24 protein-coding genes and 1 other annotated feature are annotated in these 26,854 nt (G+C 60.7%); of the genes, 10 read left to right on the top strand and 14 right to left on the bottom strand.

Annotated elements, in window-relative coordinates; all coding sequences use genetic code 11:
- Positions 1–7: 7 nt before the first annotated feature.
- The gene (locus tag B5477_RS05540) at positions 8–1,399 is read right to left on the bottom strand and encodes an MATE family efflux transporter (protein ID WP_079698771.1); all 1,392 of its coding nucleotides are present in this window, start codon (positions 1,397–1,399) and stop codon (positions 8–10) included.
- A 171-nt stretch (positions 1,400–1,570) separates the two neighbouring features.
- Here B5477_RS05540 and B5477_RS05535 point away from each other — a divergent pair, with 171 nt between their 5' ends.
- A complete protein-coding gene (locus B5477_RS05535) occupies positions 1,571–2,602 on the top strand; it encodes a 3-deoxy-7-phosphoheptulonate synthase (protein ID WP_079698770.1) in 1,032 nt (343 codons plus the stop codon).
- Between the two features lie 142 nt (positions 2,603–2,744).
- Here the strand turns inward: B5477_RS05535 and B5477_RS05530 are convergent, their stop codons facing one another.
- Positions 2,745–3,776 (bottom strand): hypothetical protein, encoded by a 1,032-nt coding sequence (locus B5477_RS05530; protein ID WP_079698769.1) that lies wholly within the window; start codon positions 3,774–3,776, stop codon positions 2,745–2,747.
- 387 nt (positions 3,777–4,163) lie between these two features.
- Between B5477_RS05530 and B5477_RS05525 the strand changes: the two genes are divergently transcribed.
- The gene (locus B5477_RS05525) at positions 4,164–4,940 is read left to right on the top strand and encodes an SGNH/GDSL hydrolase family protein (RefSeq protein WP_079698768.1); all 777 of its coding nucleotides are present in this window, start codon (positions 4,164–4,166) and stop codon (positions 4,938–4,940) included.
- Positions 4,941–4,995: 55 nt separating this feature from the next.
- Here B5477_RS05525 and B5477_RS05520 read toward each other — a convergent pair whose 3' ends face one another.
- The gene (locus B5477_RS05520; protein WP_242942128.1) at positions 4,996–5,229 is read right to left on the bottom strand and encodes a hypothetical protein; all 234 of its coding nucleotides are present in this window, start codon (positions 5,227–5,229) and stop codon (positions 4,996–4,998) included.
- A 2-nt stretch (positions 5,230–5,231) separates the two neighbouring features.
- Entirely contained in the window at positions 5,232–6,596 is a 1,365-nt protein-coding gene (locus B5477_RS05515) for a citrate/2-methylcitrate synthase (protein WP_079698767.1), read from the bottom strand.
- Positions 6,597–6,715: 119 nt separating this feature from the next.
- Here B5477_RS05515 and B5477_RS05510 point away from each other — a divergent pair, with 119 nt between their 5' ends.
- Positions 6,716–7,291 carry a thymidine kinase gene (locus B5477_RS05510; RefSeq protein ID WP_159448945.1) on the top strand — a complete coding sequence of 192 codons (576 nt, stop codon included), beginning with the start codon at positions 6,716–6,718 and terminating at the stop codon, positions 7,289–7,291.
- A 112-nt stretch (positions 7,292–7,403) separates the two neighbouring features.
- Here the strand turns inward: B5477_RS05510 and B5477_RS05505 are convergent, their stop codons facing one another.
- Complete coding sequence (locus B5477_RS05505) at positions 7,404–7,763, bottom strand: helix-turn-helix domain-containing protein (protein ID WP_079698765.1); 360 nt, start codon at positions 7,761–7,763, stop codon at positions 7,404–7,406.
- A gap of 193 nt (positions 7,764–7,956) precedes the next feature.
- Between B5477_RS05505 and B5477_RS05500 the strand changes: the two genes are divergently transcribed.
- Both B5477_RS05500 and B5477_RS05495 read left to right on the top strand, forming a co-directional pair.
- The gene (locus tag B5477_RS05500; protein ID WP_079698764.1) at positions 7,957–9,138 is read left to right on the top strand and encodes a MalY/PatB family protein; all 1,182 of its coding nucleotides are present in this window, start codon (positions 7,957–7,959) and stop codon (positions 9,136–9,138) included.
- A 443-nt stretch (positions 9,139–9,581) separates the two neighbouring features.
- Positions 9,582–10,655: a tetratricopeptide repeat-containing glycosyltransferase family 2 protein gene (locus tag B5477_RS05495; RefSeq protein ID WP_079698763.1), complete on the top strand. Its 1,074-nt coding sequence runs from the start codon at positions 9,582–9,584 to the stop codon at positions 10,653–10,655.
- A gap of 15 nt (positions 10,656–10,670) precedes the next feature.
- Here B5477_RS05495 and B5477_RS05490 read toward each other — a convergent pair whose 3' ends face one another.
- The 4 genes from B5477_RS05490 to B5477_RS05475 all read right to left on the bottom strand — a co-directional run bounded on the left by B5477_RS05490 (position 10,671) and on the right by B5477_RS05475 (position 13,830).
- Positions 10,671–10,946 carry a DUF3795 domain-containing protein gene (locus tag B5477_RS05490; RefSeq protein ID WP_079698762.1) on the bottom strand — a complete coding sequence of 92 codons (276 nt, stop codon included), beginning with the start codon at positions 10,944–10,946 and terminating at the stop codon, positions 10,671–10,673.
- A gap of 41 nt (positions 10,947–10,987) precedes the next feature.
- Complete coding sequence (locus B5477_RS05485; protein WP_143533548.1) at positions 10,988–11,833, bottom strand: helix-turn-helix domain-containing protein; 846 nt, start codon at positions 11,831–11,833, stop codon at positions 10,988–10,990.
- A 79-nt stretch (positions 11,834–11,912) separates the two neighbouring features.
- Complete coding sequence (locus tag B5477_RS05480; RefSeq protein WP_159448944.1) at positions 11,913–12,815, bottom strand: PfkB family carbohydrate kinase; 903 nt, start codon at positions 12,813–12,815, stop codon at positions 11,913–11,915.
- 13 nt (positions 12,816–12,828) lie between these two features.
- On the bottom strand, positions 12,829–13,830 hold the full coding sequence (locus B5477_RS05475; protein WP_079698759.1) for an SIS domain-containing protein: 1,002 nt from the start codon (positions 13,828–13,830) through the stop codon (positions 12,829–12,831).
- A 159-nt stretch (positions 13,831–13,989) separates the two neighbouring features.
- Here B5477_RS05475 and B5477_RS05470 point away from each other — a divergent pair, with 159 nt between their 5' ends.
- Positions 13,990–14,727, top strand: a complete 738-nt coding sequence (locus B5477_RS05470) for a GntR family transcriptional regulator (RefSeq protein WP_159448943.1) — start codon at positions 13,990–13,992, stop codon at positions 14,725–14,727.
- A 66-nt stretch (positions 14,728–14,793) separates the two neighbouring features.
- Here B5477_RS05470 and B5477_RS05465 read toward each other — a convergent pair whose 3' ends face one another.
- Positions 14,794–16,386 carry an MBL fold metallo-hydrolase RNA specificity domain-containing protein gene (locus B5477_RS05465; RefSeq protein ID WP_079698757.1) on the bottom strand — a complete coding sequence of 531 codons (1,593 nt, stop codon included), beginning with the start codon at positions 16,384–16,386 and terminating at the stop codon, positions 14,794–14,796.
- Between the two features lie 165 nt (positions 16,387–16,551).
- Positions 16,552–16,818, top strand: a binding site (T-box leader).
- Positions 16,819–16,884: 66 nt separating this feature from the next.
- On the opposite strand from B5477_RS05465, the gene B5477_RS05460 reads away from it, so the two are divergent.
- The 3 genes from B5477_RS05460 to B5477_RS05450 all read left to right on the top strand — a co-directional run bounded on the left by B5477_RS05460 (position 16,885) and on the right by B5477_RS05450 (position 20,552).
- Complete coding sequence (locus B5477_RS05460) at positions 16,885–18,402, top strand: sodium:solute symporter family transporter (protein ID WP_079698756.1); 1,518 nt, start codon at positions 16,885–16,887, stop codon at positions 18,400–18,402.
- A gap of 309 nt (positions 18,403–18,711) precedes the next feature.
- Complete coding sequence (locus B5477_RS05455; protein ID WP_079698755.1) at positions 18,712–19,050, top strand: hypothetical protein; 339 nt, start codon at positions 18,712–18,714, stop codon at positions 19,048–19,050.
- Entirely contained in the window at positions 19,047–20,552 is a 1,506-nt protein-coding gene (locus tag B5477_RS05450; RefSeq protein ID WP_079698754.1) for an Ig-like domain-containing protein, read from the top strand. The genes B5477_RS05455 and B5477_RS05450 overlap by 4 nt, the downstream gene beginning before the upstream one ends.
- A 66-nt stretch (positions 20,553–20,618) precedes the next feature.
- On the opposite strand, the gene B5477_RS05445 is transcribed toward B5477_RS05450, so the two are convergent.
- The 4 genes from B5477_RS05445 to B5477_RS05430 form a co-directional block, all read right to left on the bottom strand.
- Positions 20,619–21,845 carry a GNAT family N-acetyltransferase gene (locus B5477_RS05445; protein ID WP_079698753.1) on the bottom strand — a complete coding sequence of 409 codons (1,227 nt, stop codon included), beginning with the start codon at positions 21,843–21,845 and terminating at the stop codon, positions 20,619–20,621.
- Between the two features lie 216 nt (positions 21,846–22,061).
- On the bottom strand, positions 22,062–22,934 hold the full coding sequence (locus B5477_RS05440) for a YitT family protein (protein WP_117507827.1): 873 nt from the start codon (positions 22,932–22,934) through the stop codon (positions 22,062–22,064).
- Between the two features lie 86 nt (positions 22,935–23,020).
- Complete coding sequence (locus B5477_RS05435; RefSeq protein ID WP_132084558.1) at positions 23,021–24,241, bottom strand: hypothetical protein; 1,221 nt, start codon at positions 24,239–24,241, stop codon at positions 23,021–23,023.
- A gap of 224 nt (positions 24,242–24,465) precedes the next feature.
- Positions 24,466–25,881, bottom strand: coding sequence for an MATE family efflux transporter (locus B5477_RS05430; protein WP_079698751.1), 1,416 nt, complete (start codon positions 25,879–25,881; stop codon positions 24,466–24,468).
- Between the two features lie 132 nt (positions 25,882–26,013).
- Here B5477_RS05430 and B5477_RS05425 point away from each other — a divergent pair, with 132 nt between their 5' ends.
- On the top strand, positions 26,014–26,847 hold the full coding sequence (locus tag B5477_RS05425; RefSeq protein ID WP_079698750.1) for a MerR family transcriptional regulator: 834 nt from the start codon (positions 26,014–26,016) through the stop codon (positions 26,845–26,847).
- The last annotated feature ends 7 nt before the right edge of the window (positions 26,848–26,854 follow it).

The following is a 26,854-nucleotide window of genomic DNA, read 5'->3' as shown; positions in this document are numbered from 1 at the left end:
GACGGCGTCAGCAGCCGCCGTCCTGCTTTGCCTCCAGCTGCTCGCGGCGCCGCAGCTCGGGCCAGATGGTCAGCAACATGGTGATATAGCAGGCGGCGCCCCCGATGAAGTTGGAGATCGGCTCGGCCAAAAAGACGCCGTTCACCCCGAGGCCCATCACTCTGGGCAGGACCAGGGTCAGCGGGATGACGATGACCGCCTTGCGCAGCAGGGAGAAGAAGATGGCCTGACGGCTTCTCCCGAGCGCGACCGCCACGCACTGTCCGGCCATCTGCAAACTCATCATGAAGAAGCCGAAGAAGTAGATGTGCATACTCGGCACGCAGGCCTCGATCAGGGCCTGATCCTCGGTGAACAGCCGGATAAAGAGCCTCGGGAAGAGCAGCAGCACGCCCCAGGCGGCGGTGGTGTAGCCCACGCACAGCAGGGACTCGAACTTGATCCCGGCGCGCACCCGGCGGTACTGTCGCGCGCCGAAGTTGAAGCCCAGCACCGGCTGCGCGGCGCTGGTCAGGCCGTTGACCGCGGTGGTGGCGATCTCCCGGATCGAATTGATGATGGTCATCACCCCGACGTAGAGATCCCCCCCGAAGGATTGCAGCGTCGCGTTGCAGACGATCTGCACCGCGCTGTTGGTCACCGACATGATGAACCCCGACACGCCCAGAAAGCAGATTTCCCGCACCAGCGGGAGCTGCAGGCGCATGCTGGAAACCTTGAGGCGCAGCAGCGCGCGCTTTCCGCGCAGGAAGCAAACGGCCCAGAGCGCCGAGGCGGCCTGCGAAATCACGGTGGCGATGGCGGCGCCGCGCACCCCCAGCCCCAGCACGAAGATGAAGAGCGGGTCGAGCAGGATGTTGATCAGCGCCCCCAGCAGCACCGTCACCATCCCCTTGCGGGAAAAGCCCTGGGCGTTGATGAAGTTGTTCATCCCGAGGCTGAGCATGACGAAGACGCTGCCGCAAAGATAGACCGAAATGTAGTCGTTGGCGTAGGGGAAGGTCGCGTCGCTCGCCCCGAAAAGATAGAGCAGCGGCCGGCGGAACACGAGGATCAGCACGGTGAGCAGCACCCCGCAGGAGAGCAGCAGCGCGAAGGTGTTGCCCATGACGTCCTCGGCGCGCTGGTCCTCCTTCGCCCCGCGGGCGATGGAAAACAGCGGCGCGCCGCCGGTGCCGAAGAGGTTGGCGAACGCCATGACGATGGTGATGATCGGGAAGGTGAGCCCCACTCCGGTCAGGGCGTTGGCCGCCGCATGCGGGATGTGCCCGATGTACATGCGGTCCACCACGCTGTAGAGGACGCTGACCAGCTGGGCGAAGATCATCGGCAGGGCCAGCGAGAGGATATTCCCCGACACCGACCCTTGGGAAAAGTCGTTGTTCTGCTCATGCAGCATGCCGCGTCCACTCCCCTTCTCTACAAAATCTCCTATTATCATAGACCAATTCTTTTTCGCTTTCAAGTACCGCCGTCCTACCGGATTTTTCAAATTTTTCTTGACAGGGCGGCGTTTTCGCATTACGCTAGATTTAGAACTGATACTTTTTTAACAACTGGAGGAATTCCAATGGGAATGAAACTCAATAAAGAGCTGCCCCTGCCCGCCAACTTAAAAAATGAGTATCCCCTCTCGCGGGAGATCATCTCGCTCAAGGAGCGGCGCGACCGGGAAATCCGGGATATCTTTACCGGCAAATCGGACAAGTTCGTGGTGGTGGTCGGCCCCTGCTCGGCGGACAACGAGGACTCGGTCTGCGAGTACCTCTCCCGGCTGAGCCGTGTCAATGAGAAGCTCAGCGAGCGCCTGATGATCATCCCCCGCGTCTACACCAACAAGCCCCGCACCACCGGCGAAGGGTACAAGGGGATGCTCCACCAGCCGCAGCCGGACAAGGCGCCCGACCTCTTGGCGGGGATCATCGCCATCCGCCGGCTGCATATCCGCGCCATCGAGGTCAGCGGGATGACCTGCGCGGACGAGATGCTCTACCCGGAAAACCGCAGCTACCTGGACGACCTGCTCTCCTACGAGGCGATCGGGGCGCGCTCGGTGGAGAACCAGCAGCACCGGCTGACCGCCAGCGGGATGGACATCCCGGTGGGGATGAAGAACCCGACCAGCGGCGATTTCGTGGTGATGCTCAACTCGGTCATCGCCGCGCAGAAGTCCCACAACTTTATCTACCGCGGCTGCGACGTCACCACCGGCGGCAACGACCTGGCGCATGTGATCCTGCGCGGCGGGGTGGACAAATACGGCACCTGCATCCCCAACTACCACTACGAGGACCTGGTGCGGCTGCTGGAGATGTATGAAAAACTCGATCTGCAAAACCGCGCGGTGATCGTGGACGCCAACCACTCCAACTCCAATAAAAAATATAAGGAACAGATCCGCATCGTCAGCGAGGTGCTGCACAGCCGGGGCTACAACCCCGAGCTGAAAAGGCTGATCAAGGGCGTGATGATCGAAAGCTATCTCGAGGAGGGCAACCAGCCCATCGGGGAGAGGCATGTCTACGGCAAGTCGATCACCGACCCCTGCCTCGGCTGGGACGACACCGAGCGACTGCTCTATAAGATCGCGGAGAACTGCTGAGACCGATTACAAAAAGGAGACCGCGGGAAGGGGGTACTCCCTTCCCGCGGTCTCCTTTTATCTTGCCTCCCCACTAGGGGAGGCGGTCGGTTCTCATAGAAGCAAACAGGATTTTGATTTTAAGAAACAGGAAACGATCAGCTTACTTGGAAAGTTTTTTCACAGCCAGCGCGCCCAGGGAGATCATCCCCGCCGCCACGGCAAGGCCCATCAGGTCGGGGGCGCCGGTGGTCGGGTTGTTCTTGTCCCCGGAAGGGGCGTTCGGCTTGGAGCTGCCGCCGGAGGAGCCGTTCGAGGAGCCTGAGCCGGGTTTAATCAGGTTCTGGTCCTCGGACACGACGCCTTCCTGCAGCGGCATGTCGGCCAGGATAAACATGGCCAGCTGGTTGGTGCTGAAGGTGTAAGCGCCCGCATCCTCGTCGTACTCGGCGCCCGGCACCTTGGTCAGCTTGCCGCCCGCGTACTGGTAGAGGTAGCTCCCGGAATCGGCGCCCAGGGTCACCTCGACGCTGTTACTGAACTTCGGGGCGGACGGGAAGGTGTAATACGTGAGCTCATGCTTGGAGAACATATAGTCGATGGACTTGTTGCCCTCGTCGCTCAGGCGCAGGTTATAGGAGCCCTTGACGGTCTTGTCGAACTTCAGGTGCATGTCCCGCCCGACATAGATATCCACGTCCCTGGCGCCCTCGCCGAAGTCGTAGAACGCGCCCTTGGTGTTGACGTAGCGTCCGCCGTCCTCAACCTGCTGGATCTTGTCGTAGGAAACGGTGCCGGTGATCGAGAAATCCTTGGCGACGACGTCCTTGGTGTTGCGGTCGAGCACCTCGATCTCCACCTCGTACTCCTTTTCCTCCATCACGTCCTCTTTGATGGTCGGACGCAGCACGACGGATTTCTTGCCTTTGGAATACTCGGCGGCGACGTACTTGCCGCCCTCGCGCACCGCGACGTCCACGGTGTAATAATTGGCGTTCGCGCCCAGGTCGAAGGAGAGGGAAACGCTGCCCTCGGTCCCCCTAAGATCCTGCTCGGCGGTCTTCGAGCCGCCGGCAAAGCCAACCACGGTGTCTTTGAGTTTATTGTCCTCGCCATTGACCGGCGCCGCAAAGGCGGTCGCTCCAATGCCGAGCATCATCGATGTCGCAAGCAGTGCAGCCATCAGTTTTTTCATTTCGGTTCCTCCTAAGGTTTTCATCATACAAAAGGATGCCATTCTCTTTGCTGTCCCATGTTGCGACTCCGGTCTCTCCGGAACAATTGCAATTATACGGGCAAGGTCGATAAAAGTCAATACTATTTTGTAATCTAATTGTTACCAATTGTAATTTAAGTGAATAATTTTAAATTTTTTCGATATAAATTGATCTTACGAATACGATTTTTATCAATCCAAGCCGGCAATTGGGCTTGCACTTAGACAGGCAGTGTGTTCCCGTCCTCCTCACAGCCGCGCCGAACCATCCGTACGGGGGGCCGTGTAAAGAAAAAAGCTTTGCAACAAGCGCTTAAAATGGTATAGTAGTTTGTACCGGAATTTTAGACAAAGGACGGACCCAACGTGGCAAAATCAAAATCGCGCTTTCCGATTAAACTTTTTTTGATTCTTGGGCTGCTGGCCGTGCTCCTGGCAGGCACATGGGCCTTCCTCAACCAGGAACAGCTTGCCGGGAATCTGTTTTTGTGGCTCTCGCCGCAGAAGAGCGAGAGCACCGGGGAGGACGTTCTCCTAAGGGAGACCCCGCCGGCGGGCGAGGATTACCTGCGCGCCACCGTCTTCATCGGGGACAGCCGTACCGAGGGCCTGGTGCGCTACGGGCTGCTCGAGCAGTCCCAGGTCTTCGCGGAGGATGGGATGAACCATAAAAACGCCCGCGTAAAGCCGGTTGTGGAGTACGAAGGCGGGCTGCTGACCATCGCGCAGGCGGTGGAGCGGGCACAGCCCGAGCGGATGATCGTGGACTTTGGGATCAACGGCTTCTCCTTCATGAGCGAAGAGGAATTCATGGAGGAATACGAGGGGCTGATTGACGAGCTGCACGCCGCCTCGCCCGACAGCGCGATCATCATCCAGTCCATCTTCCCGGTCTCATCGCTCAAGGAGCAGCTCGACCCGAGCTTTGCAAACAAGAAGCTCGAGCGGCTCAATTCCCTGCTCTATCAGCTCGCCGAGGAGAAGGGCTGCTACTTCCTGGATACCGCCGAGGCGCTCACCGGCAGCGACGGAGGGCTATTGGACGAATATAACGCCGGGGACGGGATCCACCTCAACGCCGACGCCTATGAGGTTATTTTAGACTATACCCTCACCCATGCGCTGGACAAGCAGGAAGAATAAAAGCAGGGCTTCCCGCGGCATATGCCGCGGGAAGCCCTGCTTTTAAGATGCAGCATTATTTTTTCTTTGCCCAAAACAGGCCGCAGAGGGCGCAGACGCAAACCCCGAGGAGCAGCGCGAGCCGCGCCCAGTCGAGCAGCAGCCATCCCTCCCCGCCGCAGACCTGTGCAGGCGTGAGGCCGAATTCGTCCACGAAGACGCCCATGTTATAGAAAAGCCCCAGCGAAATGAGCAGCGCCATGCCGCCCATCAGCAGGATAAGCGCCCAGACGGGCTTTTGCCCCCGCACGCTCAGCGCTCCCCGATGGGGGTATAGTCCCGGCGCTCGCTCACGCTCTTATAGGCCGGGCGGATGATCTTGCCGGCGTTGATCAGCTCCTCGATCCGGTGGGCGCTCCAGCCCGCGATCCGCGAGATCGCAAAGATCGGGGTGTACAGCTCGATGGGAAGGTCGAGCATGCTGTAAACAAAGCCGCTGTAAAAGTCCACGTTGGCGCTGACGCCCTTGTAGATCTTGCGCTCGGCCGAGATGACCTGCGGGGCGAGGCGTTCGATGAGGGAATAGAGCTTAAATTCCTCGCCCCTCCCCTTCTCCTCGGACAGGCTGCTCACAAAGGCCTTGAAAATATTGGCGCGCGGGTCGGACAGCGAATAGACCGCGTGGCCCATGCCGTAGATCAGCCCCGCATGGTCGAACGCCTCCTTGTGCAGCAGCTTCTTGAGGTAGCAGGCGACCTCGTCCTCATCCTCCCAATCCCTGACGTTCTGCTTGAGGTCGTCGATCATGCGCACCACCTTGATGTTGGCGCCGCCATGCTTGGGGCCCTTGAGCGAGCCGAGCGAGGCCGCCACCGCCGAATAGGTGTCGGTCCCCGAGGAGGTGACCACATGGGTGGTGAAGGTGGAGTTGTTGCCGCCGCCGTGCTCGGCGTGCAGCACCAGCGCCACGTCCAGCACCCGCGCCTCGAGTGCGGTATAGCCGCTGTCCGGGCGCAGGATGCGCAGGATGTTTTCCGCCGTCGAGAGCTCGGGCAAGGGAGAATGGATATAGAGGCTCTGCCCCTCATGGTAGTGGTTGTAGGCCTGGTAGCCGTAGACCGACAGCAGCGGGAAGAGCGCGATCAGCTGCAGGCACTGGCGCAGGACGTTGGGCACCGAAACGTCGTCGGCGCGCTCGTCGTAGGAATAGAGGGTGAGCACGCTGCGCGCGAGGGTGTTCATCATGTCCTTGCTCGGCGCCTTCATGATGATGTCCCGCACAAAGCTGGTGGGCAGGGTCCTATACTGCGCGAGCAGCGCGGTAAACTTGTCGAGCGTTTTGCGGTCGGGCAGCTCGCCGAACAGCAGCAGATACGCAGTCTCCTCAAACCCGAAGCGGTTCTCGCGGATGAAGCCGCCCACGATCTTTTCCACGTCCACGCCGCGGTAATAGAGCTTTCCTTCGCAGGGGACGCTCTCGCCGTCCACCAGCTTGGTGGAGCAGACCTCGGAAATTTCGGTCAATCCGGTTAGCACGCCCTTGCCGTTAAGGTCGCGCAGCCCGCGCTTGACGTCGAATTTGCCGTAGAGCTCCGGGGCGATCGACCCGTTTTTCACGCAGAGTTCACTGAGGTTTAAGATATCGGGCGTGATTTCGCTGAATTTGTTTGCCATCATGCTCTCCTCCTTCTTTTCAAACGTTCTTTTCATTTATGTATTTCTATTTATTATATCATATCCCGGAGGTGTATTTGTGTATTTTCCGTTACAAAATAAGGGAGGAAAGGGGCGAAACCATGCCGAAACTGACCTTCTTCTACGGCGTTATGAACAGCTCGAAGAGCGCACGCGCGCTGATCCAGAAGTTTTCCTTCGAGGAGAAGGGGTTTTCGGTCGGGCTTTTAAAGCCCGCCGTCGACACCCGCGACGGCGGGGAATGGGTACGCTCGCGGATCGGGCTCTGCTCGCCGGCCCACCCGGTCGCGCCGGACGAGGACCTTAACCGCTGGTATCTTCACCATCCCTTCGACGTACTGGTGGTGGACGAAGCCCAGTTTTTAAGCGGGCGGCAGGTCGAGGCGCTCTATGAGGTCGCCTGCGCGAGCGCGCCGGTCTTCTGCTACGGGCTCGCCAGCGACTTTCGCACCCGGCTCTTCCCCGGCAGCCGGCGGCTCTTCGAGCTGGCCGACGAGCTGGTCCGGATCGAGGCCCTCTGCGCCTGCGGGCGGGTGGCGCAGGTGAACGCAAGGATCGAAAACGGCAAAATCCTGCGCGAAGGCAGTCGGGTGGAAATCGGCGGGAACGAACGCTACCAGAGCATGTGCTACCGCTGTTACCGGCGGGGGCTTTCGGGGCAGACACACGGCGGCTGAATAGAACCCTTCCTTTACGCCTCTTCGCCCTAATGCGGTAAGCGGGCGGCAGATGTAATCTGTCGCCCGCTTACCGCCCTTATCCATGACTCCCGAAAAAGGGATTTTTCATCTATTCCTCGGTCCAGCCGACCCCGATGTCGAGCAGCATTTTAAGCAGCCCCACAAACTCCCGTTGCCGTTCGGGCGTGAGCTGGTCGAATTGAGACTGATACATACTGAGCTGTATTCCAGGCGCCCCCCTGCCGGTGCGCCGGTCGAACTGCAGCAGCCGCGCGGGCTCGATCGACAGCCCGTCCGCGATCTTTTGAAGGGTAACTAGGGTCGTATTGTTTACCCCGCGTTCGATCTGCCCCAGGTAGGAGGTCGTGATTCCCGCCAGATGCGCCAGCTCCTCCTGGCTCATATTGCGCGTGGTGCGGTATTTCCTGATGTTCTGTCCAACTTCCTTAACGATGTCACATACCAGCATGAAGCAATTCTCACCTCCCGTCCATCATACGCCAAACCAATTCATCACGCAAAGCGATATACCAATGTTACTATATCGACTTTTCGAGACGGCTCGAAATTTAGCGTTGACGCAGCGGCGGCCAAGTGTTATGCTGAAATCCAAGGCCCCGGACGGGCCGAAAAAGACATTGAACACGGGAGGAAAACTGATCATGACCTACGATTTTGAAACCCTGGTTTCCCGTAAGAATATGGGCTCAAGCAAGTGGATGCGCATGCTGGAGGCCAACCCCAACGTGGCGGACGACGTGGTGCCGCTGACCATGGCCGACATGGAGCTTAAAAACCCGCCCGAGCTCATCGAAGGGCTCAAGGCATACCTGGACGAGGCGATCCTCGGCTATTCCCGCCCCACCGCAGGGTATCTCGACGCGGTGCAAAGCTGGATGAAGCGCCGCCACGGCTGGGAGATCAAAAAGGAGTGGATCGCCCCCTCCCCCGGCGTGGTCCCGGCGGTCTACCAGGCAATTTTAGCCTACACCGAGCCCGGCGAAGGGATCATCACCATGACCCCGGCCTACCACTGCTTCTTCGACGCCATCCGTATGAACGGGCGCAAGCTGGCGGCCAGCCCCCTGAAGCTGGAGGGCACGCGCTACGAGATGGACTACGAGGGTCTCGAGCGGCTGGCCGCCGACCCCAACAACAAGGTTATGCTGCTGTGCAGCCCCTACAATCCCTGTTCCCGGGTCTGGAGCCGGGAGGAACTGCTGCGGCTCTGCGACATCTGCCTGCGCCACGACCTGCTCATCATCTCGGATGAAATCCATCACGACCTGATCATGCCGGGTTACCGGCATATTCCCACCGCCTCCCTCTCGCATGAGATTTCCCTGCGCACCGTCACCTGCACCGCGCCCAGCAAGACCTTTAACCTGGCGGGCATGCAGGTCTCGAACATCATCATCGAGGACCCGGCGCTGCGCAAAAAATTTGAAGATACCCTGCTGAGCACCGGAATCGACTCGCTGACCATTCTGGGCTACAAGTCCTGCGAGCTGGCTTATGAGCGCTGTGAGGAATGGCTCGAGCAGCTGCTGGCGCATGTGCACCGCAACAGCGAGCTGCTGATCGAATACCTCTCGCGCGAGCTGCCGCAGGTGAAGATCATCCCGCTGGAGGGCACCTATCTGCAGTGGCTGGATTGCCGGGCGCTGGGGCTGTCCTACAAGGAGCTCGAGCGCACCCTGCGCCAGGAGGGCCAGGTCTTCTTCGACGAGGGTTACATAGACGGCGAGGACGGCCAGGGCTTTGAGCGGGTCAACCTCGCCTGTCCCCAAAGAGTACTGATGGAGACGCTCGAGAGGTTTGTGGGCTGCTTCAAAAAGCAGTAAATATCCGGCGGCGAGAAGATTTTTTCCATATGAAAACATTTCAGAATATCCCACACGAACAAAAGCGATGGATGCAATATCCAAATACTGTATACTCCCACATCACAACAAAAACAGGAGGCCCGGGACCAAGGTCCCGGGCCGTATTATTCCCGCTCCCCCGGTAATGCCGAGGGAGTTTTTCTCTTTTTGCTTTGATTTCTTTGGCAGGCGGGCGGATACTTCCCCTCCCACTCATGCCGCTCCCTGCAGAGCGCGCAGTTCCCATGCCGGGGGCAGCTGCGGCGGCAGGGGCAATCGGTGCGAATTTCCATCCTGATGGGTTTCCTTTCCTGGGATTTTACTTTTTTCATCCTTTTCTCTTTTAGAACGTATTTCCCCTAAAAACCATATACTGTACCATGACATTTTCTGATCACACCCCAAAACAGGGAGGATACCGGATGAAAACCATCAGCCTGTGTATGATCGTCAAAAACGAGGAGGACGTCCTCGCGCGCTGCCTGCAAAGCGTGCAGGGTCTGGTCGACGAGATCGTCATCGTGGACACCGGGTCAAACGACCGCACCAAGGAGATCGCCGCCCAGTTTACCGACAAAATCTTTGACTTTACGTGGATCGACGACTTCGCCGCCGCGCGCAACTTCTCCTTTTCCAAGGCGGGCGGCGACTACCTGCTCTGGCTGGACGCCGACGACGTGATCCTAAAGGAGGACCGCGAACGCTTCCTCGCGCTTAAGGCCGAGCTCGACGGCTCGCAGCACATGATCATGATGAAGTACAACATCGCCTTTGACGAAGGGGGAAACCCCACCTTCTCCTACTACCGCGAACGGCTCATGCTGCGCGCGGACCAACCGCGCTGGATGGGCGCGATCCACGAGGTGATCCCGCCCATCGGGAACGCCATCCACAGCGAGATCGCCATCACCCATAAAAAGCTCCATCCCGGCGACCCGCACCGCAACCTGCGCATCTTTGAAAAGCTGATCGCGAAGGGCGAGCGCCTCGACCCGAGGCAGCAGTTTTACTATGCGCGCGAGCTCTATTACCACGAACGCTACGGCGACGCCATCGAGCGCTTCCTCGAATTCCTCGACGGGGGCCAGGGGTGGGTGGAAAACTGTATAGACGCCTGCCGCCTGCTCGCGCTGTGCTATGAGCGCACCGGCCGTCCGCGCGAGGCGCTCGCCTCCCTGCTGCGCAGTCTGGAGTACGGCGAGCCGCGCGGGGAGATCTGCTGCGAGCTCGGGCGCTCCTTCCTCGAGCGCCAGCGTTACAAGACGGCGATCTTCTGGTATTCCCTCGCGCTTGCGCTCACCCCCGACGAGCGCTCCGGCGCCTTCATCCAGCCCGACTGCTACGGCTACCTGCCCTGTCTCCAGCTCTGCGTCTGCTACGACCGGCTGGGGGACCATAAAAAGGCGAGGGAGTACAACGAGCAGGCCGCCGCCTACAAGCCGGACTCCCCCGCCGTCCTTTACAACCGCAAATATTTCGGAAGCCTTCCCGAATAAAGGCGGCCGCTTCGATCAGTGCGCCGGGGCGGGCTCCTTCGCCCAGCACTGGCACTGCCAGAGGCGCTTCCCGCCGTCGCCCTGCTCCTTGTCATAGGAGAAGTCGAGCAGCAGCGCGCAGGGAAACCCTGGGCACTCCCCACAGTGCAGCAGCTCCCTGCCCTCGCAGCAGGACTTGACGGGGCAGCTCTCCCCCCAAAACGGCTTTTCAATCTGCAGGCAGCCCCTGCAGTTCATGGACTCGCGGTATTCGCACTCCTGGCAGCGCAGGCCGCAGCGTGACTGAACCATGATCCTTCCTCCTTTTGGAATTGGTGTAAAACCAGTATCCCTCAAAACTTGTAGGTTTCATTGTAAAAAACGGACTGGTTTTTGCGGTATTCCCCGGGAGGCACCCCGCAGACGGACTTGAAATCGTTGATGAAATGGGCCTGGTCGTAAAAGCCGAATTCCTGCGCGAGCTCGGTCAGGGAGAACACGTTTGGCCCTTCGAGACGCTTGAGCAGGAGGTTGATCCGGATCAGGCGGGAGAATTCCTTGGCCCCCATCCCGATGTGCTGGCGGAACAGGCGCCCCAAATGCCGCTCGCTGTAATGCCCGAGGGCGCCCAGCTGGCGCACCGGCAGCATCCCGCCGCTGCACTGCAGGGCGGCCATCGCCTCGCGCAAGGGCGCCGGGAGGCCGATCTCCCTTTGGGAGAGCAGGATTTCATCCATCCTTGCAATCAGTCCCGAGAGGTCCCGGCTGCTTTCCAGCGCCTCAAACAGCGCGCGCTCCAGGCCGGGAGAGACCTGCCAAAGGGGCAGGCGCCGGTCGGCAAGCTCCGCTTGCGCCCAGCCGGTCAGGGCGCTCATCCCACCGGGCAGGAACTCGATGAAAAAGCGAAGCGGACCGCTGCAAAGGTCGTTTTCCACCCGGGCCATCTTGGTGGTGGGGCCCCAGAGGCGGGAGGAAAGGCGGCCTCCGTCGTTTTCCAATACCACACAGCCGCTCGCGTCCGGTACCAATTCGAGGTAGGCGGGCGGCCGGGGGCCCTCATCCCTCGGCGCGCAGATGCGCGGGGAGCACAGGGTGTAATGCGCCACATAGGGGCGCAGCAGGGGATGGGGCGTCAGATAAAGATGGGTGGGCCCCTGCCCCAGCACCGGACAGCGCCCGGTGTCCAGATATTCCAACAAAAAGCTCCCCCCTTCCCTATAATACCCGAATCGTATTATAGCATGGAAGGGGGGAGCGCGTCATCCCCGGATTGGCACCTTAGCCTTGGTAAGGTATGGCAAGGCCGAAGGCGCCGTTCTCCTGGCAGCAGCGCGCCGCAAAGAGGGAGGCCTGTGCGAGGCTGTGTCGGATCAGCTTTTCCTCACAGGAATAGAGAGCTTCCTCGCTCGGCCCGCCCTGCGGGAAGGCGCGAAGCAGCTCTTTCATTTCCTTTTTGCCCGCGGTATAGCAGAGCAGGAAACGGGTCAAAAAGGCGTCCCCCGCGCCGAGGGTATCCACCGTTTGGCAGGGGAAGGCCTCCTGGAAAAAGAGGGTATGCCCGTCAAAGAGCCAGGAGCCCTCCATCCCGCGGGTGCCCGCCGCGAGCTTCACGCCGTACTCCCCCACCAGCCTTTGCAGCAACTCTCCGGTCTCCCGCTCACCGAGATGGCTGCAGGAGAGGAAGACATAGTCGAGATAGGGGCAGCGCCCGCGCAGGATATCGTCCGTCCACTCGGAGGTGAAGTCGAATGAGACGGGCGTCTCCCCCTCCCCGAACTGCTCGAAGGCACCGGGCGCGAAGAAGGAATACTGACTCGAATGGATCAGGTCGTACCGCCCGTCCTGCAGGGCGGCGATCTCTGCGGCCTCAATGGGATGGCGCTCGTTGATCGCGACATTTGCCTCGCCGAAGATGCGGTCCCCGTCGATCAGGTCTATACTGCCCCAGGCGGTGGGCTCGTCGTACCGGCGCACGCCGGAAAGGTCCACGCCAAGGCTTTGCAGGGAATTATACTGCAAATCCCCCAGCCGGTCGTTGCCGAACCGCCCCACATAGGCCGAAGGCTGCCCGCTCTTGGCCCAGAAGGCCGCCACGTTCGGGCAGTCCCCGCCCGGATAGACCAGGTCCAGGTTGCGGTAGACGTCCACGTTGTTGTCCCCGATGCTCGCCAAGCGAACCATATGTATGCTCCTCTCAGTACTCGACCTTGCCCATGTAGCGGCGCATGAAGAGCGGGTGCTCCTTGGCCTCGGCCAGGCCCTTGGCATATTCCAGCGCCGCGATCCAGATTAAAATCGCCCCGTAATACCCGGTCACATGACCGTCCATGGTGTTGACCCCCAGCTCCTTGGCGTCGATGACGGTAATCTTCTTGCCGTAGCGCTGCAAAAACTTGAGCGCGCGCTCGTCCAGCGGGCGGGTGGGGCCGTCGCCAAGCATCATCACAAAGGGGGTGTCCTGGTCGGTGACCTCGAAGGGGCCGTGGAAAAACTCCCCGCTGTGGATCGAGCTGGAATGGACCCACTCCATCTCCATGAACATGCAGATGCACTCCATATAGGCGGCATAGCTGGCCGGGCCGCTGGTCATGGTGTAGATCACCGGCTCGTCCTTGTGCTCGACCCCGAAGCGCTTGGCGCGCGCGGCGACCAGCTTCACGACCCGCTCGCACAGGCCGGGCAGCTTTTTATAGCCGTCCACCGCCTGGTCGTAGAACTCGTAGCCCTCCTGCAGGCGCAGAAACTCGAAGCCGAAGCGCAGCAGCAGCGCCTGGTTGATCGCCTCGAAGCCCAGCGTGCTCTCGTCCGAATAGACCACATGGTGATCCCCGATCTTGGCGATGGCCGCGTCGGGGGTAATGCTCAGCGTCACCACGGTGGCCCCGTGCTCCTTGGCGACCCTGGCCGCGTCCATCGTCTCCTTGGTCGAGCCGCCCATCGACATGGCGAAGGCCACGCTCTGCCCGTCCAGCCCCTTGGGGGTGTCATAGACGAACTCGTTGGCCGAATAGGACTGCGCAAAGATGGTCTTTGACTCGGTTTGCAGGAAGTTTTCCAGCAGATAGCAGCTCGCCTTCGAGCCGCCGCAGGCCAGGCAGTAGACCCGTTTAATGCCGCCCTTGCCCTTTAGCTTTTGATAGATCTCCTCCGCGATTTTCGCGACCTCTTCGCCGGTGGTAGTTTTGACTGTTGCCATTTTGTATACGCCCCTTTCAATTCTATGCCGCACTTACTACCTGTTATATTATATGACATTATATGATAAGTCAAGAGGCAAATTAAAAAAATTATTCCCGCTTGTTTTCAAGGTTGTCTTATGTTATTATATTCTATAATGACTTTAGGAGGTGTCTGGATGGACGAGCCGATTTCCACCCTTTCGGTGACCCCGCTGTACCGCCAGCTCAAGCAGGCGCTGGTACAGGAGCTCGAACGGGGCCGCTGGCGGCCGGACGAGAAAATCCCTTCCGAGAAGGAGCTGAGCGTCCTTTACGGGGTGAGCCGGATCACGGTGCGCGCCGCGCTCGACGAGCTGTGCGAGGAGGGGCGGCTGCTGCGCATCCAGGGCAAGGGCACCTTCGTCACCCGGGTGAAAACGAAAAAGTTCATGATGATCGACAACCTCTCCTTCGCCGACTTCTGCCGGCGCAACGGCTTCACCCCGGGACGGCGGGTGTTGCAGCAATGCATGAGCGAGGCGGACGAGGACGACATCGCCCAGCTCGGGCTGCAAAAGGGCGAGCAGGTGGTCAAGATTGTGCGGGTGCTCAGCGCCGATGGGGTTCCCTTCGTGCTCTCGGAAGACCGCTTCGCCCCCGGCTACGCCTTTTTGGAGCATGCGGAGGTGGAGAACGCCTCGCTCTACGAGACCATCGTCAGTCACTGCGGGCCGCAGTCCTTCTCCTCGATCCGGCGCACCTTCGAGTGCGCCCTGGCCGACGGCGCACAGGCCGCGGCGCTCTCGGTCCCGAAAGGCAGCCCCATGCTGCTGGTGCGGGACATCGTGGCCGACCGCGAGGGCAGGCTGGTGCGCCGCTCGAAGGAGCTGCTGGCGGGCGACAAGATCCGCCTGGCCACCGTGTGGAAGGAATAGCATTTTAACAGAAAAGCAGGCCGCCGAATCACCGGCGGCCTGCTTTTGCCTCTTATCCTGTTTTCTTCACCGATCCCATTTATCGCACAGGGCGTCGATCTGGTCGGCAAACCTGCCCAGGTCCTTGTTCGTCCCGCCCTCGTTGCGGCCGATCACCGCCATCAGGCGGCGGCCCGCCGCCTGCAGCCGCAGAAATACGTCGGACACCCGGCGCGCGGGCTCCCTTTGCTGCACCCGCGGGGTCCCTGCCTCCAGGCAGGCGTTGGCGGCCAGGTCGTACTTCGCCCCGGTGTAGGGTGCGTCGGCGTTATAGCCAAGCTCACGCAGCGCGGCGCAGAACTGCCCGCAGCTCTCGCTGGCCCCGTGCACCACCAGCACCCTCTTGGGCTTCTCCTTAAAATGCTGCAGCCAGCACAGCAGCCCCTCGCGGTCGGCATGCCCGCTGATCCCGTCGAGCCGGCGGATTTCGGCGTGCACCTCGATCTCCTCACCGAAGAGACGCACCTTCTTCGCCCCGTCGAGGATGGCCCGCCCGAGCGATCCCACGGCCTGGTAGCCCACGAACAGGACGGTGCTCTCACGCCGCCAGAGGTTGTGCTTGAGGTGGTGCTTGATCCGCCCCGCGTCGCACATCCCGCTCGCCGAAAGGATGACCTTGGGCTCCTCGTCCGAGTTGATCGCGCGCGACTCCTCGGTCGAGACCGACACGCGCAGCCCGGGGAAGCTGATCGGGTTGATCCCCTGGCGCACCAGCGAAAGAGCCTCGGCGTCATAATACTCCATCTCGTTCTCGTTAAAGATGTTGGTGGCCTCCACCGCCAAAGGGCTATCGACGTAGACCGGAAAATCCCCGTGCCCCTTCACCAGGTGATCCGCCTTGATCCTGCGCAGGAAATAGAGCATCTCCTGGGTGCGCCCCACCGCAAAGGAGGGGATCACCACGTTCCCGCCCCGGTCGAAGGTGTTCTGGATGATGGCGCTCAGCTGCCCGACATAGTCCGGGCGCTCGCCATGGCTGCGGGAGCCGTAGGTCGATTCCATCACCACGTAGTCGGCCTCATCGATGTAGCCCGGGTCCCGGATCAGCGGCTGGTCGGTGTTCCCGATGTCCCCCGAGAAGACCAGCTTCTTGCGGACATTATTTTCCTCCACCCACACCTCGACGCTCGCCGAGCCCAGCAGATGCCCCACATCCACGAAACGGAAGCTGATCCCGCCGCACAGCCCGATCTGCTCGCCGTAATGATGGGGGACGAAGCACCCGAGGACGCCGATCGCGTCGTCCATGTCGTAGAGCGGTATGTATTCTTCCTTCCCGGCGCGCTTGCCCTTGCGGTTGCGCCATTCGGCCTCGAACATCTGGATGTGCGCGCTGTCGCGCAGCATGATGTCGCACAGGTCCGCCGTGGCCCCGGTGGTGTGGACCTGGCCGCGAAAGCCGTATTGATAGAGCAGCGGCAGCTTGCCCGAGTGGTCGATATGCGCGTGGGTGAGCAGCACATAGTCGATCTCGGCCGGGGTAAAATCGAGCTGCCGGTTCTCGTATTCGTCCGGCCCCTGCTGCAGCCCGCAGTCGACCAGGATCTTCTTCCCGCAGGCCTCCAGGCAAAAGCAGCTGCCCGTGACCTCGTGGGCGGCGCCATAGATTGTCAGTTTCACAGTCAGACCCCCTTTTTCTTATTGTAGCACACCCCTCCCGCCCGGGCAATCTTGGGGAGCGCAGGAGAGGTAAAGAAATTGTAAACGTTGCGCCCCGCAAAAATTTTGAAAAACTTCTTGACAGGAATGCTTTAAACTGATAAAATACAAATTAACATCAAAGCATAAAAAGCATTGACCGGAAACAAGTAGGGCCGTTTGCTTCCCAAAGAGAGCTGCCGGCTGGTGAGAGGCGCGGAGTCAAGCGCCGGCCCGAATACCTTCCGAGAGCCGTCCGCCCAAAGGGGGTATCCCCTCAGTAGGTGGGACCGGGGTCGCGTCCGTTATCATTGCGGGAGTATCATCCCGGCTTCGGGATTGTACTTGTCAAGGTCGCGCGCCGTGAGGCCGCGATGAACAGAGGTGGTACCACGGGATTTCCCCGTCCTCCGTATTTTTCGGAGGACGGGTTTTTTGTTTCCTCCTCCACAGTAAAAAGATTGGGAAGGAATGGTAAACATGTTGGAAAAAGTCGTGATCCTGATCCTGTTTTTCGCGCTGACCGTCGGGATCGGGGTCTACTGCCGGAAACATGCCGCGAGCGTGGGGGACTTCGTCCTCGGCGGACGCAACGTCGGGGCGTGGGTGACCGCCTTCGCCTACGGCACCTCGTATTTCTCGGCGGTGGTCTTTATCGGCTACGCCGGGCAGTTCGGCTGGAGCTTCGGGGTGAGCGCCACCTGGATCGGGATCGGCAACGCCCTGATCGGCTCGCTGCTGGCCTGGGTGCTGCTCGGGCGGCGCACGCGGATCATGACCAAGCACTACGAATCGGCCACCATGCCCGACTTCTTCGCCAAGCGCTACGAGTCCTCGGCGCTTAAAGTGGTCGCCTCGGTCATCATCTTCATCTTCCTCGTGCCCTACTCCGCCTCGGTCTACAAGGGGCTCAGCGGCCTGTTCTCGATGGCCTTCGGGATCGACTTCACCTGGTGTATCTTGGGCATGGCCCTGCTGACGGGGATCTATGTCATCGTGGGCGGATACATGGCCGCCGCGCTCAACGACCTGGTGCAGGGGATCATCATGCTCGGCGGGATCGTGGCGGTGGTGCTCGCGATTTTAAATACCCAGGGCGGTTTTATCGCGGCCATCGAAAAGCTCTCGGGGATCCCCTGCGAGAGCGCGCCGGCCCTTTCGGGAGCCTACGCCTCCTTCTTCGGCCCCGACCCGGTGGGGCTTTTGGGGGTGGTCATCCTCACCAGCCTCGGCACCTGGGGCCTGCCCCAGATGGTCCACAAATTCTACACCATCAAGAACGAGAAGGCGATCAAGGCCGGCACCGTGATTTCCACCCTCTTCGCGCTGGTCATCGCGGGGGGCAGCTACTTCATGGGCGCCTTCGGGCGGCTGTTCTACGCGGCCCCCGACGGCAAGGTGCAGTACGACAGTATAGTCCCCACCATGCTCGCCGAGAGCCTGCCGAACATCCTGATCGGGGTGGTCATCATCCTGGTGCTCTCCGCCTCGATGTCCACCCTCTCCTCGCTGGTCATCGCCTCGAGCTCGACCTTCACCCTCGACTTTTTAAAGGGCTTCCTGCTCAAGGATCTGCGCCAGTCGGCCCAGGTCGGGGTGATCAAGTTCCTGTGCGGATTCTTCATCCTCCTCTCGGTGCTCATCGCGCTCAACCCCAACTCCCTGATTACCACCCTGATGTCCCTCTCCTGGGGGGCGCTGGCCGGCAGCTTCCTCGGTCCCTTCCTCTATGGGCTCTTCTGGCGGGGGACCACTCGGCTGTCGGTTTGGGCGTCGTTCGCCACCGGGATCGGGATCAATGTTTTAAACCTCGTGCACCCCTTCACCGCGCCCACCACCGCCGGGGCGATCTCGATCGTCGCCTCGCTGATCGTGGTGCCGCTCGTCAGCCTCATCACCCCCAAGCTGCCAAGGGAGCATGTCGACCACGCCTTCTCCTGCTACGACGAGAAGGTCGCCGTCTCCCACAAGCTGGCCCTCGAAGAGGTCAGCGAATAATCGGTATCGCCTCCCAAGCGAGCGGGCCCGCCGGAAGATTTCCGGCGGGCCCGCTTTTATGTGTTTTGAAGGGGTCTGTTCTCCAATTAAAATTGACCGCTAGCAACCCTTTCTAGCGGTCAACATTTTCCCTCTTTTTCGCGCTTTAGGAGAAATGACTTCCATTTCTCCCCAGTCTTTCCCTAATTATAACCTGTTCTGGCACCTTTTTCAAGGGAATCCGGCAATTTTTCTCCCCTCCCGCCCCATGCCTGACCGATAGAAAGGGTTGCTACTGGTCTTATTTTCTCGTTCGGGGAGGGTATGATTATGAGAAAGTCTGTTAAGTTGTCCGTCCTGACGGGCGCGCTGATCCTTACCGCCGCGCTGGGCTGCGCGGCGGCGGGGCAGCCCTCGCCGCGCGAGCGGTACGAGGCGCTGCTCGGGGAGGGAGTCATTACTGAGGCGGAGTTTGAGAAGCTGGAGCAGTACAATTTTGAGCTGCCCGAAAGTGAACGGCAACCGATCGACGACTTCCTGGTGGGCAGCATTTCTGCGGAAATGCAATTGCCGGCTGACGCCGGCGGCCCACCTCATGGGGGGAATCATCCCCCCATGGACCCCCTAACTCTCCGAGGGGGAGCAACCGGGGGTGAAATTTCTAAATGAAAATTCGCAAATTGTTTTCTTTCTCGCTCGCTTTGTCGCTCTGCATGGGCCTGCTCCTGCCGGCCTCGGCCGCACAGGAGGGGATCCCCATCCGGGTGACCCGCCCGGACGCGCGCATCGGCAGCTTCGAGGTCTGGGCCGAGGAGTGCGACGAGGGCGGCAACCCGACCGGCGGCGCCCGGTACGAATCGAGCAGCACCCCGGCCCCCGGCGGGACGATGGATTATTACATCCCCGTCCCCTTCCCCACCCACCGGCAGGACTACCTGGTACATGTCAAATCGGTGCCGGACGAGCGGTACAAGGGCTTCTTTACCGGCAGCGAAAGGACGATGATCTGGACCTACCACTTCGTCACCGGGCTGACCCTCGACCCCGCGTCCCTCTATCTGCAAAACAGCCTGTCTTATACGATCGTCCCGGTGTTCGAGCCTGCGGGGGCCAGCGCCGCTCTCATCTGGCGCAGCAGCGACGAGGCGGTGGCCACGGTGGACCAAAGCGGGACGGTGACGGCCCTTTCCGAAGGGAGAGCCATCATCACCGCCTCGGTGGAAAACACCGGCGTGAGCGCGCGCTGCGAGGTGGCGGTGACCTATTATGACCCGCCCACCGAGGAGGCCACCTGCGGCCACACCGGCGGCTTCCACGGCGGGAGCGGCACTGCCACCGACCCCTACCGCATTTACACCACCGCGGAGCTTTTGCACATCGCCAGCCACAACAGCGGCGCCTGTTTTAAGCAGATGCTGGACCTCGACTTTCAAAACGCCGTCATTGATTCCGTTGGCAGCCTTACCAACTGCACCTATGACGGCGGTTATCACGTCCTTAAAAACCTGAAATTGGAGGGCGAAGCGATCGACTGGTGGGGCATCTTTTCAAAGATCGACGGCAGCACCATTCAGTGCTTGGGGGTGGAAAATGCAAAGTTAGCCGGCGATCCCTACGCCGCCGTACTGGTTGGCCTTCTCAAAACCGGAACTTTGCGGGAGTGCTACTCCCTGGACTGCTCCATCGACACCTCCACCGTTAGCGGCGGGCTGGTGGGACAGATCATGGACAAGTCCACCGTCGAGCGTTGTTATTCGCTGGGCGCCAACATCCGGGGCAGCGGTTCGTCAGCCGTTCATGCCGGCGGTCTGATTGGGGTGATGGCCTCCGCTTCCTCCACTGTTGCCGATTGCTATTCCATTCCCTATTCTGTCAACGCCAACGGCGACGAAACCGTAAGATGCGGTGCGCTCGTGGGAGGCGGCACCTCAAATTTCTCCTTTGCCAAGCAAAACTACTTTTATCCCTTCGGCGGGCTCCCCGGCTACGGCGGAGGCTCCATCCCCACCGGGCTCGACCTGCTGATCCCGCTGAGCCCGATGTCCGAGTTTTCCAACCCGGACAACTTCGCCTTCTCTTCCGACGACTGGGTCTGGCGCACCGTCAAATTCAAGGGGGCCGAGGAGGGGTTGCGCGTCCCCACCCTCAAGGGCTTCGCGCACCAAGGCTGACTGGTCCCTTTCCTTCCCGCAAAAGAAAAAGCCCTCCGCAGAAATCTGCGGAGGGCTTTCTTTCGATCAAAAGTAGTCGGAGTAATAGGGCTGCTCGAGCGGGATCAATGTTTCGAGCAGCTGGATGGTCGCCGGGTCGGCGCGAAGGCGCTCGATCCGGTGCAGGTAGGAGGGCCGCCGATAGCTGAGCAGCATGGTGGTCAGGGTCTGGATGTTGCACTCGACCCGGTTTTCGTCGCTCTCCCCGGCCTTGAATTTGGTGCGGCCCCGCTCATCCCAGGTCAGGGTGAAGGCCCCGCAGTTCCACTTTGCCATCGGGTCGTCGATCACCAGGCAGAGGCTGTTCTTCTTATCCCGCACCGAGAAGGGGTACTGCCTGATGAAGCCCCGCAAATCCACGATCCGCGCCATGAAGAACGGGCAGATCGTCTCTGTGATCTCGCTGTCCTCCAGCAGGAAGGCCAGCGATTCGTTGGTGAAGTTGTTGCCCTGCACCTCGGTAATCATCGAGAAGTGGGCCGAAATATAGTTCCAGACGCCGTGGCGCGCCTCCTGGTTAAGGTAGACGATCTCCTTGATATGGAAAATCTCGTTCTCGATCCAGTAGAGCACGAACCCCATCGGGTCGTGATCCTCGCTGTAGTAGACGGCGGCGATCATCTCCTCCGGCTCCCACCGCCAGTACTCCTCCCAGGCGAGCTCGTCGCGCTGCAGGGTGCCGTGGCGCTTCGCCGAAAAACGGTCGTAGACCTTTTTGATGTCCTCGTGCTCGATGCTCACCCGGTCCATCATGCCGGGCACCTCGACCTGGTGCGGCAGCTGGGTGTCCTTGATGGTGAAGGTCATCTTATCCGAGATGATCTCCCACCCCTTGCGCCGGTAGTAGGGGATGGAATAGGGAAACAGGAAGGACACGGTCTGCCCCCGCCTGCGCATCTCGATGAGGCTGCGCTTGATCAGGGTGTGCATGAGGCCCATATTGGCGTATTCGGGATAGGTCGCCACCCCGGTGACGCCGCCCATCTCGTAAATTTCGCCGTGGATGTTGACCTTCATGGGGTAGACGGCGATCTGGGAGGCGAGCTTGTCGCCGTCGAACCAGCCAATCACATCCGCCTTTTCGAGCACCGGGCTCTTGGACTGCTTGATCTCATCCTCTTCCCATCCGACGTCCAACAGCTCGCGGTTGGTCACCTGGAAGGCGTAGCGCAGCAGGTTGTTGAACTGGGACAGGTGCTCTTCCTTGTTCATCTCTTTGATGACAAGGCGATTTTTGATCTTGCTTGTTGACATGGTATTCCCCCATAAAATTTGTTTGATTTAGGCCGTCCTCCCCGAAAAGCCAATATCGGGGCACTCCGCGGCCAGGCCTGCGACTGGCTTTATAACTATATTATAACACATCCGGGGGCCGAAAAAAAAGCGCGCCGAGACGAGAAAAAGGCGGAGTTTCGGGCCAAAAACGCCCGAAATCCGCCTTCTGCGCAAAGGAACGCCAAGTTTAATAGGTTACTTGTGATGTTTGCTCAAAGTAAAACCCCGACCCTTCACTTCGTTGGCCGGCGTGACGATGATAAACGCCTGCTCGTCCACGCCGAGCACCAGCTCCTTGAGCTGGGGGAGCTGGCGGTGGGTCACCACGGTCAGGATGGTCTCACAGCGCTCGCCGAGATGGCCGGTCACCGAATTGAGCAGCGTGCTCCCCCGGTCCAGGTCCTTCTGGATGAGCCCGTTGATCTCCTCATATTTCGGGCTCACGATCATCACCTGGGTCTGGGTCTGGCCGATGATCATCACCCGGTCCATCACAATGCTCGTCAGGATGACCACCAGAATGCCGTAAAGCACCTGCTCGGTGCTGGAGAAGAACACCTGGAAGAGCAGGATCACCGTGTCGAAGGCGTACATCAGCACCGGCACCGAAAGTCCGAACTTTTTGTTGATGATCAGCGGCGGGATATCCATCCCGCCGGTGGAGGAGCCCACCCGGATGACCATCCCGATCCCGACGCCCATGAGCAGCCCCGCATAGATGGCCGCGAGCAGCGGGTCGCTTGTCAGATTTTCCAGGATCGGCAGGCGGATGAAGAAGGCCAGAAAGGCCGGATAGAGGAAGGTGCTCAGCAGTGTGGTCAGCGCAAACTTCCACCCCAGTACGATCGCCCCGGCGATAAAGAGCACGACGTTGGCCGCCGCCACGCCAACGTCGACATTGACCTCGAAAAAGTGGCGCACGATCAGCCCGATCCCGGCCACGCCCCCGGATATCAGCCCGCCCGGCAGGATGAACGCCGCGACGGCGAAGGTGAGGATCGCGTTGCCCAGCACCACGCTGACGAGGGTGGCCGCCATCTGCGAGATAGCTTGTTTCTTTAGCTGCATTGCCCTGTCTCCTTTATGTTGATATGAAAGCCAGGACATAGTATAGACAAAAAAGAGGCAATTGTCAATCACGCGTTAAAGCGTGATCAATCAATTGAAGCGACCTGCTCGTTCCCGTAGCACTCGCCGGTATTGAGCGTGTAGGGGCCGCCCAAGCGGTCCGGCTGCCCCACCGCATGGGTCGGATCGGTCCAACGGCAGTTTTGCATCACCAGAGGGGAATGAAAGCCGCTGAGGACCCCGACAATCCCACCCACGCTGACCTCGTCGATCGTGCTGGAGGTGATGGCGACGGAGGAACGGCATTCGATATAGGTGGATTCGACGTTTTCCCCCACGATCCCGCCCGAATATTCCGCCGTGAGGGACTCCACTTGTAGCGACCCGCTCGCGCGGCAGCGGACAAAGCGGGCGTTGTCCGCCCAGCCCGAAATCCCGCCCGAAATGGCACAAGCCCGCTCGGTGGTATGGGAGTAGAGATCGGCGTTCTCGACGCTGCAGTCAACGATCTGCGCGCCCGCCTGCACAACGGCCGCGACCGCCCCCGAAAGCACCAGGCGGGCGCCGTCCGGGATCACCTCGGCATCAACGTAGGTGGTCTCCACCTTGGGGGCGTGCAGGGTGAGGTTCCGCACCGCCGCGCCGCTGCCGCTGACGGTGTAAAAGAGCCCGCCGTCCCGGGCGTTAAGCCCGCTGACCGTGTGCCTGTTTCCGTCGAGCACCCCGGTGAAGGGCACCGACTGGCTGCCTACCGGGGTCCAGCTCCCGGCGAGAGCCAGGTCGCTTTCCAGCTTGAACGCGGCGGCAAGGTGCTTGCTCATGTGAGAGAGCTGCTCTTGGCTGCCGATCCGGTAGGGGGAGGCCGCCGTCCCGCTCCCCACATAGTAAGCTCCCGGCGTACCCGCAGCGCATCCGCAGGTGGGTGCTTCAGCCACCGTGAAGGTGCGGGTCAGCAGGGCCGCCCCATCCAGGCCCGTCCGGACCGGATCGACGCTGGACGTCACCTTCAGCGTCCATTCGCCCGGGCCGGTGACGTCGTAGCGCAGCGGCAGGGACACCGTCACCGGGCCGCCGGTGTTTACCGTCACGGCGGCGGTGACCTCGGGGGTCCCGGTGGCCGCGCCGCCGCTGTAAAGCGCGAAGGTATAGCTGTCCGTGCGCCCCGATCGGGTAAAGGGCACCTTTATCCCCCAGTCCGAGGTATAGCCATCCTGTACCGCCACGCTCACCTCCCCGGCCGCCGCCGAAGCGGGCAGGCCGAACAGCACGCACAGCGCCAAAGCCGCGCAAAGAGCCTTCCTTTTCATTGCACTCTCTCCTCAAAGCTGACCTATAGCATAGGCAGCTTGGGGCCGCTTTTCGCAGGGGAATCCAGCAAAAAGGACGGTTCCCCTTGAAAACCGCCCCAAAACCGGATATAATTGGAATGAAAATGAAGTTTTTGGAAGAATATACGGCTTAAGCCGTCTGATTCCCAAGAAAAACGACCGTTAGCTGCCTATGCTAACGGTCATTTTGATGGCAGGATCGTTTAAGCCCTCGCTTCCTCCCGGCAGAGGGGCCGCTCGAAAACCAGCCCGCGCTTGTAGCCGCCGCTGCGGTAGCGCCAGAACATCACGATGCATTTCACGATCACGTCCGCGACCATGCAGACCCAGACCGCATTAAGGCCCATCCCCAGGAAATTGACGCAGATGTGGGTGAACAAGATCCGGATTCCCCAGGTGGTAAGTGTGGCGATCACAAAGGGGGCCTTGGTATCCCCCACCCCGTTAAAGACGCCCTCCAGCACGAAGGTCGCGCCCAGGAAGGGTTCGGAAACCGAGACGATCCGCAGTACGCTCGTGCCCTGCGCAATCACCTGCGGGTCGATGGTGAAGAGCGCCATCATCACGTTGGGGAAAATAAAGAGCAGCAGCCCGGTCACCGTGCTGATCGCCACGATGATCTTCACCGCCAGATGGATCAAATCGTCGAGCTTGCGTTCGTTCCCCTCGCCGAGCGTCTGCCCCGAGAGGGTGGTCGCCGCCGCCTGGAAGCCCAGCGCCGGCACGAAGAAGGCTTCCTCGGCCGTCAGCGCGATGGTGTGCGCCGCCACCGCGATGGTGCCCAGGCGCGCCACCAGCATGGTAAAAACGATCTGCCCCAGGTTGACGGTGGCGCGCTCCATGGCGTTGGGCAGGCCGATCCGCACACAGGTCGCCATGATCGGCCTGTCAATCCGGATCCTCTCCCCGGCCGGCGAGACGCCCCGCTGGCTGCGCCAGAGGGCGAGCGTCATCACCACGCCGCCGATCACGAAGGAAATCGCCGTGGCGATCGCCGCGCCGGCAACGCCCAGCCCGGCACCCCAGGCGGTGAAGCTGAAACCGAAGAGGGAGACGGGGCGGGTCTCATAGATAAACAGATAGTTTAGCACAATGTTGATCCCGTTCATGCCGGCGTTGACCAGCATGGGGGTGCGCATATCGCCCGTCGCGCGCAGCACCGAGCCGAAGATGATGACCGCCGCGCGAAAGAGCATGGGCAGAAAAGCAATGAAGAAATAGGCCGAGGCGTCCTTCTGGATGTCCGGCTCGGCGCCCAGCCATCCCGGCAGCGGGCCGCTGACCGCCATCGCCACCAGCCCCACCGAAACGCCCAGGATCAGCGTGAGGATCACCGACTGCACCGAGGCAACCTTCGCCGTCCTTTCATCCCCCGCGCCGACGGCTCTGGAGATGCACGCCAGGCACCCGACGCCCGCCGCAAAAAAGATCGCGTTGAGGAGCCACCCCACCGTGGCGGTGATCCCCACCGCCGCCGAGGCCTCGGCGCTGATCCGCCCGACCATCGCCGAGTCCACGTACATGACCACCGTCTGCAGCGCCTGCTCGATGATGGTGGGCCAGGCGAGCATCAAAATGGTGCCGGCAAGCGCCCGGTCAAAATTTTTCTTTCTTACCATGTCTCAACTCTCCCTTCCCGCGCGCCAAAAACAGCGTGTTAAATTCTTGTAAAGATTCATCCTAAAGATTATAATAAGGTATATAGCGACTATATAGTCAAGAGGCCAATAGAAAATTTTCGGAAGGGCGGGATGAAGATGGAGGACAAGATGTACCTGACCGCCGGGGAGCTTAGCGACATGCTGGGCATCTCCAAGCAGACGGTGCTTTATTACGACCGGATCGGCCTGTTTTCCCCCGCCGGGCGGGATGAAAAGGGATACCGCTATTACACCATCCCGCAGGTGGACGAGCTGGACACGGTGCTCTCGTTCCGCAACATGGGGGTGCCGCTCGGGGAGCTGCGCGACTACCTGCGCGAGAAGAGCCCGCAGCGCTGCCTGGACCTGCTGGGCGAGCATCTCGGGCGGATCGACGCCGAGCTGCAGCGTCTTTCGACCATCCGCAAGAAAGTATCGGGGAAGATCCGCCAGGTGGAAAACGCGCTGGCCATCACCGACCACAACGCTGTGCGCTTCGAGGAGCGGGAGGAGCTGCCCTACCTCTACCAGCCCTGCGACGCCACCGACCAGCGGCGCTTCATGGTCAGCTTTCTCGCCCTGTGCGAGCAGAGGAAGCACTACCAGATCGACTTTTACAACCCCATCTGCCGGCTGGTGGAGCTCTCTGACCTCAAAGCCGGGAACTTTTCTCAAATCTCCTTTCTCGGCGCGCCGGTCCAAAAGCCCGACCCCGGGGAAAAGCTGCTCTATCAGCCCGCCGGGACCTATGCCTCGACCTATCAGTGCGGCAGCTACGGCGACACCGCGGAAACCTACCGGCGGCTGCTGGGGAAGATCGACGAGATGGGGTACGAGGTCTGCGGGCGCGCCTATGAAAGCGACGTGTTGAGCATCCTCACCAACCCCGACGGGGACTACACCATCCATATCGCGGTACAGGTAAAAAGGCGCGAGCCCGCATAAGCTGCGG

This window comes from Provencibacterium massiliense (assembly GCF_900169495.1).
GTDB lineage: Bacteria > Bacillota > Clostridia > Oscillospirales > Ruminococcaceae > Harryflintia > Harryflintia acetispora.
This window is presented reverse-complemented; position numbering and strand designations above follow the sequence as displayed.

Excerpts from the sequence above, each read along its gene's own strand:
- B5477_RS05540 (WP_079698771.1), bottom strand. The coding sequence starts at position 1,399 with ATGCTGCATGAGCAGAACAACGACTTTTCCCAAGGGTCGGTGTCGGGG.
- B5477_RS05535 (WP_079698770.1), top strand. The coding sequence starts at position 1,571 with ATGGGAATGAAACTCAATAAAGAGCTGCCCCTGCCCGCCAACTTAAAA.
- B5477_RS05530 (WP_079698769.1), bottom strand. The coding sequence starts at position 3,776 with ATGAAAAAACTGATGGCTGCACTGCTTGCGACATCGATGATGCTCGGC.
- B5477_RS05515 (WP_079698767.1), bottom strand. The coding sequence starts at position 6,596 with ATGATGGCAAACAAATTCAGCGAAATCACGCCCGATATCTTAAACCTC.
- B5477_RS05510 (WP_159448945.1), top strand. The coding sequence starts at position 6,716 with ATGCCGAAACTGACCTTCTTCTACGGCGTTATGAACAGCTCGAAGAGC.
- B5477_RS05505 (WP_079698765.1), bottom strand. The coding sequence starts at position 7,763 with ATGCTGGTATGTGACATCGTTAAGGAAGTTGGACAGAACATCAGGAAA.
- B5477_RS05500 (WP_079698764.1), top strand. The coding sequence starts at position 7,957 with ATGACCTACGATTTTGAAACCCTGGTTTCCCGTAAGAATATGGGCTCA.
- B5477_RS05495 (WP_079698763.1), top strand. The coding sequence starts at position 9,582 with ATGAAAACCATCAGCCTGTGTATGATCGTCAAAAACGAGGAGGACGTC.
- B5477_RS05490 (WP_079698762.1), bottom strand. The coding sequence starts at position 10,946 with ATGGTTCAGTCACGCTGCGGCCTGCGCTGCCAGGAGTGCGAATACCGC.
- B5477_RS05480 (WP_159448944.1), bottom strand. The coding sequence starts at position 12,815 with ATGGTTCGCTTGGCGAGCATCGGGGACAACAACGTGGACGTCTACCGC.
- B5477_RS05475 (WP_079698759.1), bottom strand. The coding sequence starts at position 13,830 with ATGGCAACAGTCAAAACTACCACCGGCGAAGAGGTCGCGAAAATCGCG.
- B5477_RS05470 (WP_159448943.1), top strand. The coding sequence starts at position 13,990 with ATGGACGAGCCGATTTCCACCCTTTCGGTGACCCCGCTGTACCGCCAG.
- B5477_RS05460 (WP_079698756.1), top strand. The coding sequence starts at position 16,885 with ATGTTGGAAAAAGTCGTGATCCTGATCCTGTTTTTCGCGCTGACCGTC.
- B5477_RS05455 (WP_079698755.1), top strand. The coding sequence starts at position 18,712 with ATGAGAAAGTCTGTTAAGTTGTCCGTCCTGACGGGCGCGCTGATCCTT.
- B5477_RS05450 (WP_079698754.1), top strand. The coding sequence starts at position 19,047 with ATGAAAATTCGCAAATTGTTTTCTTTCTCGCTCGCTTTGTCGCTCTGC.
- B5477_RS05445 (WP_079698753.1), bottom strand. The coding sequence starts at position 21,845 with ATGTCAACAAGCAAGATCAAAAATCGCCTTGTCATCAAAGAGATGAAC.
- B5477_RS05440 (WP_117507827.1), bottom strand. The coding sequence starts at position 22,934 with ATGCAGCTAAAGAAACAAGCTATCTCGCAGATGGCGGCCACCCTCGTC.
- B5477_RS05435 (WP_132084558.1), bottom strand. The coding sequence starts at position 24,241 with ATGAAAAGGAAGGCTCTTTGCGCGGCTTTGGCGCTGTGCGTGCTGTTC.
- B5477_RS05430 (WP_079698751.1), bottom strand. The coding sequence starts at position 25,881 with ATGGTAAGAAAGAAAAATTTTGACCGGGCGCTTGCCGGCACCATTTTG.
- B5477_RS05425 (WP_079698750.1), top strand. The coding sequence starts at position 26,014 with ATGAAGATGGAGGACAAGATGTACCTGACCGCCGGGGAGCTTAGCGAC.